A 7,193-nucleotide genomic window follows, 5' to 3' on the forward strand; every position below is an offset into this window, starting at 1 on the left:
GACCTCCTCGACAATGAGGACTACAAGTCGCGCATGCATTTCTTTGAAGGCGACATCACGATCAACAAGGAATGGGTCGAGTACCACGTCAAGAAATGCGACGTGATCCTGCCGCTGGTGGCGATTGCCACACCGTCCACCTATGTGAAAAAGCCGCTGCGGGTATTCGAACTGGACTTCGAAGCCAACTTGCCGATCGTGCGTTCGGCTGCCAAGTACGGCAAGCATCTGGTGTTCCCGTCCACCTCCGAGGTGTACGGCATGTGCCATGACGATGAATTCGATCCGGAGCAATCCGAACTGATTTGCGGTCCGATCAACAAGCCGCGCTGGATCTACTCCTGCGCCAAGCAACTGATGGATCGGGTGATCTGGGGCTATGGCATGGAAGAGGGCCTCAATTTCACGCTGTTCCGTCCGTTCAACTGGATCGGCGCCGGACTTGATTCGATCCATACGCCCAAGGAAGGCAGCTCGCGCGTGGTGACCCAGTTCTTCGGTCACATCGTGCGCGGTGAAAACATTTCGCTGGTCGATGGCGGCCAGCAAAAACGCGCCTTCACCTACATCGACGACGGTATCGATGCGCTGATCAAGATCATCGCCAACAAGGACGGCATTGCCAGCGGCAAGATCTACAACATCGGCAACCCGCACAACAATTTCTCGATCCGGGAACTGGCGCAGATGATGCTGACGCTGGCCGCCAAGTATCCCGAGTACGCTGATTCCGCCAGCAAGGTGAAGCTGGTCGAAACCACGTCCGAGGCGTATTACGGCCGCGGCTACCAGGACGTGCAGAGCCGCGTGCCAAAAATCACCAATACCTGCGACGAACTCGACTGGATGCCGACCACCGGCATGCCGCAAACACTGGAACGCATTTTCGATGCCTATCGCAGCCAGGTGGTCGAAGCGCGCGCGCTGATGGACTGAGCGCAGCCGTGCCGCTGCTGGTCCTCAAAATCGATGTCGACACTTACCGCGGCACGCGGGAAGGTGTGCCTAATCTGGTGCGCATGCTGCGCCAGCACCAGGCGCAAGCCAGCTTCCTGTTTTCGCTCGGCCCCGACCACACCGGCTGGGCCTTGCGGCGCGCTTTCCGCCCGGGATTTTTCAGCAAGGTATCGCGCACCTCGGTAGTCGAGCATTACGGACTCAGGACGCTCTCCTACGGCGTGCTGCTGCCCGCGCCCGACATCGGCCTGCGTTGCGCCAGTGAGATGCGCGCCGTGCGCGATGCCGGTTTCGAATGCGGCGTGCATACCTGGGACCATGTGGTCTGGCAGGATCGGGTGCGCGGGCAGGACGCGGCCTGGACCAATGCAGCGATGCAGCGCAGTTGGGAACGCTATGCCTCCATCTTCGGCGAAGCGCCGAAAACCCATGGCGCCGCCGGCTGGCAAATGAACGAGCATGCCTTTGCCCGGCTCGATGCCTGTGGCCTGGACTACGCCTCCGACAGCAGGGAAATGCTGGACGAAAACGGCCGCCTGGTGCGCCCGGATGCCGGCCCGTACCGGCTGACGTCAAACGGCAAGCCGCACCATTGCGTGCAATTGCCAACGACATTGCCGACCCTGGACGAACTGCTGGGGCGAACCATCGGCGGCACTGAACTGAGCCCGGCTACGGTCGCCGACTTCCTGCTCAAGCTGAGCGCTGCGCCGCGCGACCATGTATATACCTTGCACGCGGAGCTTGAAGGACAGAAGCTCGCCCCCATATTCGAAAAACTGCTGGCTGGCTGGCGTGCGCAGGGTTATACGCTGGCCTCGATGCAGCAGTACCACCGGTCGCTGGAAAGCACCGACCTGCCGCACCGTTCGCTCCAATGGGGCGAACTGCCCGGCAGATCCGGCGAACTGGTCATTGCCTGAAGCGGCACGACCTTGCACCGAGAAAAACCGAACAAGGAGCAATCAACTTGGCGAGCACCCCTGCCCTGAACGAAGTCGCACCCGATTTTTCTGCTGCCATGACCGGAGACCAGACTTTTGTGCTCTCTGGCCAGCGCGGGAAAAACCTGGTCCTGTTTTTTTATCCAAAGGACAACACAGCTGGCTGCACCACCGAAAGCCTGCGTTTTCGTGACCTGCATCCGGAATTCCTGGCAGCCAATACAGAAATATTCGGCATCAGCCGCGACAGCCTGCGCTCCCATGAAGGGTTCAAGGCCAAGCTCGATATGCCTTTCGAGCTGATTTCCGACCCGGACGAAACCGTTTGCCAGCTGTTTGGCGTCATGAAGCTAAAGAGCATGTACGGCAAGCAGGTCAGGGGCATCGAACGCTCCACTTTTGTCATTGACGCTCATGGCAAATTGGTGAAAGAATGGCGTGGAGTGAAAGTGCCTGGACATGTCGACGATGTCCTCGAATTCGCAAAAACCATTGCCTGAATTCAGCAATTCACCCGTTCGATTCACCCGACGTCGAAACGCAGTTCAATCACTGAATCTTTGAAGCCCCACGGAAACTCTTGCAGCAAGCCGTTTATGGAAAAGGAAGCCTGCTTTTCCATCAAACGGCTTTTTGCATTGTGCAGTCCCACTCGCCCTGCTGCTTCCTGTCCCCCCTGTACTTCCGCAACCTCCTGGCAACCGCATCATCGGCCCAGGCACACCTAGATCGAGGAACTGATGCCCCTGCCAAAAATCCCCGCCAAGCCTGCAGTCATTCTCGCCCCGAGCGATTACCCAAAGGCGGAAAAAGGCAAGCCGGTCAAACCCTCCATCACCCTGATCGACAGCGCACCGAGCGCCCGTGCAGTGAGTACGCCGGCGGCGATCGCACCTGCCGCCAGCGCGCCTGCCGTACGCGCTCCCGTTCGCGAGGCCCAGGTGCCGGCACTGCTGGGCAAGGCGCCGGAGCCATCGCTTGACGCTGCAACTGCAGTCCAAAAGCCTTTGAAGACAGTCGAAATGCGGCCCAAATCGAGCGTCAGCCGGGCCGCCGACCGCTCAGGCAAGACCAAGCTGTTCGTTCTCGACACCAACGTGCTGATGCACGATCCCAGCTCCCTGTTCCGTTTCGCGGAACACGATGTCTACCTGCCGATGATGACGCTGGAGGAACTGGACAACCATAAGAAGGGCATGTCCGAGGTCGCCCGCAATGCGCGGCAAGTGTCCCGCTCGCTGGACGCGCTGGTGGCCGACATCGACGACAAGCAAATCGACAGCGGCATTCCGCTGTCGAAACTGGGGAACAAGGACGCCCGCGGCTGCCTGTTCTTCCAGACCAGCCTGCAACCCGGCGAGCTGCCCGAAGGACTGCCGCAGGGCAAGGCGGACAACCAGATCCTGGCCGTCGTGCGCGCACTGCAGGCGCAGCATCCCGGACGCGCCGTGGTGCTGGTATCGAAAGACATCAACATGCGCATCAAGGCGCGTGCGATGGCCTTGCCGGCAGAAGAGTATTTCAACGACCATGTGCTGGAAGACACCGACCTGCTCTACTCCGGCATCCTGCAATTGCCCAATGATTTCTGGAACAAGCATGGCAAGGGCATGGAGTCGTGGCAGGAAAACAAGCATGGCACCGGTTATACGTATTACCGCGTCACCGGCCCCCTGATTGGCGCGATGCTGGTGAACCAGTTCGTGTTCCATGAACCGGGCAACGGCGAACCGTCGTTCTACGGCCAGGTGACCCAGATCAACGGCAAGACGGCGGTGATCCGCACGCTGCGCGACTACGCCCACGCCCGCAACAATGTGTGGGGCGTGACGGCGCGCAACCGCGAACAGAATTTTGCGCTGAACCTGCTGATGGATCCGGAATGCGATTTCGTCACCTTGCTGGGCCAGGCCGGCACCGGCAAGACCCTGCTGGCGCTGGCAGCCGGGCTGGCACAAGTGCTGGAAACGAAAATCTACAATGAAATCATCGTCACCCGCGTGACGGTGCCGGTGGGCGAAGACATCGGCTTCTTGCCCGGTACCGAAGAAGAAAAAATGTCACCGTGGATGGGCGCATTGGACGACAACCTCGAAGTGCTCAACAAGTCCGACACCGATGCCGGCGACTGGGGCCGTGCGGCGACCCAGGACCTGATCCGCTCGCGCATCAAGATCAAATCGCTCAATTTCATGCGCGGCCGGACTTTCGTGAACCGCTACCTGATCATCGACGAAGCGCAGAACCTGACGCCCAAGCAGATGAAGACGCTGGTCACCCGCGCCGGCCCCGGCACCAAGATCGTCTGCCTGGGCAATATTGCGCAGATCGACACGCCTTACCTGACCGAAGGATCGAGTGGACTGACCTATGTGGTCGATCGTTTCAAGGGATGGGCGCATTCCGGGCACATCACGCTGGCGCGCGGCGAGCGCTCGCGCCTGGCGGACCATGCAAGCGAGGTACTCTGATGTAGTGGCATGGAGCCGCCGGGTGCTCGGCCCGAAGCCTGGGTACCCGGCGCTCACCTACACTGTTCTGCTCCCCAAGGGCTTCCTGGTCGTCGCGGAGCGAATGCACACGCCGACGACATTGCACCTATCGGGATTGGATGGAGACAAATTATTCCGGGCGTGACCAGCTCCCGAGCGCCTGCCACGCCAATCAAAACAGCATCGTCCCGACCCACCAGGCGATTGCAGCCATGAATGCCGATGCCGGGATGGTGAACACCCAGGCCCAGACGATATTGCCGGCCACGCCCCAGCGCACGGCCGACATCTTGCGCGATGCGCCGACACCGACGATGGCGCCGGTAATGGTGTGGGTCGTGGAAACAGGAATGCCAAATGCGGTGGCAACGAACAAGGTGATCGCACCGCCCGTCTCCGCGCAAAAGCCGCCGACCGGCTTTAACTTGGTGATCTTCTGGCCCATCGTCTTGACGATGCGCCAGCCGCCGAACAGCGTGCCCAGGCTGATCGCGCAGTAGCAGCTGACCACCACCCACCACGGTGGCGAAGTATCCGTGCTGGCGGTATAGCCGGCCACGATCAGCAGCATCCAGATGATGCCCATGGTCTTCTGGGCGTCATTGCCGCCATGGCCCAGGCTGTACATCGATGCCGAGACCAATTGCATTCGCCTGAACCATTTGTCGACCTTGCTCGGCGTGGACCGCACGAACAGCCACGACACAATCACCATCAGCAGCGACCCGAAAAAGAATCCCAGCATCGGCGAGAGCACGATGAACGCGAGCGTCTTGATCAATCCACCAGCGATCAGCGAACCGGTACCAGCCTTGGCCACTGCTGCACCCACCAGGCCACCGATCAGTGCATGCGAAGACGAGGAGGGAATGCCGTAAAACCAGGTGATCAGGTTCCACACGATGGCGCCGACCAGGGCGCCAAAGATCACGTAATGATCAACGATGGACGGATCGATCGTGCCCTTGCCCACCGTCGTGGCCACCTTCAGATGGAAGACTGCTATGGCGAGGAAGTTGAAGAATGCGGCCATCGCCACGGCCTGGTGCGGCTTGAGCACACCGGTCGAGACCACGGTCGCGATCGCATTCGCGGCATCATGAAAGCCATTCATGAAATCGAACACCAGCGCCAGCACGACGAGGAAAGCGAGCAGGTAAATGCTCATCTGCAAAGTTTGCATGTTGTTGTTCCGGTCCCGTTGTTCAGGCGTTTTCTACGATGATGCCTTCGAGAATATTGGCAACGTCCTCGCAGCGGTCGGTGACGGTTTCCAGGATTTCGTAGATGGCCTTGAGCTTGATCAGGGTGCGCACGTCCGGCTCGTCGCGGAACAGCTTGGACATGGCGGCGCGCATCACATGGTCGGCGTCCGACTCCAGCCGGTCGATCTCTGCGCACAGGCCCAGGATTTCGCGGGCATTGTCCATGTTGTTGAGCAGCGCAACGGCAGACCGGACTTTTTCGGCGCAGGACAGGCACAACTCGGCCAGGCGCCGCGCCTCGGGCGTGATCGCCTTGATGTCATACAGCGACATGGTCTGGGCGGCGTCTTCCAGCAAGTCGAGGATATCGTCCATCCGCGTGATTAACTGATGGATGTCGTCGCGGTCCAGCGGCGTGATGAACGTCTTGTGCAGCAGCTCCAGCGTATTGTGGGTGACTTTGTCGGCCTGCTTCTCGATGCCTTCAATCGCGTGCACGCGCATTTCGAGGTCGTCGAAATTTACCATCAGGGCGACCATTTCCTTGGCCCCTTTGACGCACAAGTCTGCATGCTCCACAAACAACTCAAAAAACTTGCCCTCGGTGGGCATCAAGCGTCCGAACATAGCGAATCTCCGATGGTGTTACAGGTTGCTCAGTCGCCCTGGTAAAGCTGGCCGCCGGTACCTGTGTAATTGTCAAATTTTGTGTACTGCCCGAGGAAGGTCAGGCGTACCCGGCCGATCGGGCCGTTACGCTGCTTGCCGATGATGATTTCCGCAGTGCCCTTGTCCGGCGAGTCCGGGTTATAGACTTCATCGCGGTAAATGAACAGGATCACGTCGGCGTCCTGCTCGATGGCGCCCGATTCGCGCAGGTCGGACATGACCGGCCGTTTGTCGGTGCGCTGCTCGAGCGAACGATTGAGCTGCGACAGCGCCACCACCGGGCAATGCAATTCCTTGGCGAGCCCTTTCAGGCCGCGTGAAATCTCGGAAATCTCGGTCGCGCGGTTCTCGCCTGACGAAGTGGCCGACATCAGCTGCAGATAGTCGACGATGATCAGTCCGAGCTTGCCGCACTGGCGCGACAGCCGGCGCGCACGCGCGCGCAGTTCGATCGAATTCAGCGCAGGCGTCTCGTCGATATAGAGCTGCGCATCATTCATTTTCTGGATCGCATGGGTCAGGCGCGGCCAGTCCTCGTCGGACAGTTTGCCCACCCGCAGCCGGCTCTGGTCGAGCCTGCCGACCGAGCCCAGCATCCGCATCGCGAGCTGGGTGCCGCCCATCTCCATCGAGAACACCGCAACCGGCAGTCCGCTGTCGATGGCGACGTGTTCGCCGATATTCAGTGAAAACGCCGTCTTGCCCATCGAGGGACGGCCAGCGACGATGACGAGGTCGCCCGGTTGCAACCCTGAAGTCATGCGGTCAAGGTCAATGAAACCGGTCGGTACGCCAGTGATTTCGTTCTGGTTGTCGCGGTTGTAGAGTTCATCGATGCGCTCCACCACCTCTGTGAGCAGCGGCTGGATTGCAACGAATCCCTGCGCACCGCGCGAACCTTCTTCGGCGATCGAAAAAATCTTGGC

7 protein-coding genes are annotated in these 7,193 nt (G+C 60.1%); 4 read left to right on the plus strand and 3 right to left on the minus strand.

Going from position 1 to position 7,193, the window contains the following annotated elements:
- The 4 genes from Q7T64_RS14985 to Q7T64_RS15000 all read left to right on the plus strand — a co-directional run.
- On the plus strand, positions 1-936 hold a 936-nt coding region (locus Q7T64_RS14985; RefSeq protein ID WP_304797339.1), incomplete at its 5' end, for a bifunctional UDP-4-keto-pentose/UDP-xylose synthase.
- A gap of 8 nt (positions 937-944) precedes the next feature.
- Complete coding sequence (locus Q7T64_RS14990; RefSeq protein WP_304797341.1) at positions 945-1,880, plus strand: polysaccharide deacetylase family protein; 936 nt, start codon at positions 945-947, stop codon at positions 1,878-1,880.
- Positions 1,835-2,401: a peroxiredoxin gene (locus tag Q7T64_RS14995; protein ID WP_370653343.1), complete on the plus strand. Its 567-nt coding sequence runs from the start codon at positions 1,835-1,837 to the stop codon at positions 2,399-2,401. The genes Q7T64_RS14990 and Q7T64_RS14995 overlap by 46 nt, the downstream gene beginning before the upstream one ends.
- Positions 2,402-2,641: 240 nt before the next feature.
- Positions 2,642-4,372 carry a PhoH family protein gene (locus tag Q7T64_RS15000; protein ID WP_304797343.1) on the plus strand — a complete coding sequence of 577 codons (1,731 nt, stop codon included), beginning with the start codon at positions 2,642-2,644 and terminating at the stop codon, positions 4,370-4,372.
- Between the two features lie 193 nt (positions 4,373-4,565).
- Here the strand turns inward: Q7T64_RS15000 and Q7T64_RS15005 are convergent, their stop codons facing one another.
- From Q7T64_RS15005 to dnaB, 3 genes are all read right to left on the minus strand, one after another.
- Complete coding sequence (locus Q7T64_RS15005) at positions 4,566-5,576, minus strand: inorganic phosphate transporter (protein ID WP_304797345.1); 1,011 nt, start codon at positions 5,574-5,576, stop codon at positions 4,566-4,568.
- Positions 5,577-5,598: 22 nt separating this feature from the next.
- Positions 5,599-6,225, minus strand: a complete 627-nt coding sequence (locus Q7T64_RS15010) for a DUF47 domain-containing protein (protein ID WP_304797347.1) — start codon at positions 6,223-6,225, stop codon at positions 5,599-5,601.
- Positions 6,226-6,254: 29 nt separating this feature from the next.
- Positions 6,255-7,193 (minus strand): replicative DNA helicase (gene dnaB, locus Q7T64_RS15015; protein WP_304797349.1); only part of this gene is annotated, 939 nt, incomplete at its 5' end.

The sequence above is a fragment of the Lacisediminimonas sp. genome (genome assembly GCF_030645335.1).
GTDB lineage: Bacteria > Pseudomonadota > Gammaproteobacteria > Burkholderiales > Burkholderiaceae_D > Lacisediminimonas.